The organism is Psychrobacter sp. TB55-MNA-CIBAN-0194 (assembly GCF_040309505.1).
GTDB classification, from domain to species: domain Bacteria; phylum Pseudomonadota; class Gammaproteobacteria; order Pseudomonadales; family Moraxellaceae; genus Psychrobacter; species Psychrobacter fozii.
Genome location: NZ_JBEOOW010000457.1, coordinates 1 through 260, shown reverse-complemented (window position 1 = coordinate 260; position 260 = coordinate 1). Strand labels below are relative to the sequence as shown.

1 protein-coding gene is annotated in these 260 nt (G+C 34.2%); it reads left to right on the top strand.

Going from position 1 to position 260, the window contains the following annotated elements; genetic code table 11:
• A partial coding sequence (locus tag AAEY75_RS15880) for a helix-turn-helix domain-containing protein (protein ID WP_352260131.1) occupies positions 1-203 on the top strand: 203 nt, incomplete at its 5' end.
• Positions 204-260 lie beyond the last annotated feature (57 nt).

Sequence of the window (260 nt, the reverse complement as noted above, 5' to 3'; positions counted from 1 at the left end):
CAGCTAAGTCAATTCACAATACAAACGATCAGAGTGTTCAATTATCTCCTATGTCGGTTCACGATATAGAACCATTATGGCAAGTTGAAAAAAGGGCTATTGAAAACGCAATCAAAAGCTGCGAAGACAACATTCCTCTTGCTGCTGCTTATTTAGGGGTAAGTGCATCTACCATTTATAGAAAAATAAAGGGATGGTCTTAAAGCTTTAATAGATTTTAATTGCAATTTTAGGTTGAATTAATAAAAGTTACCCTAAAC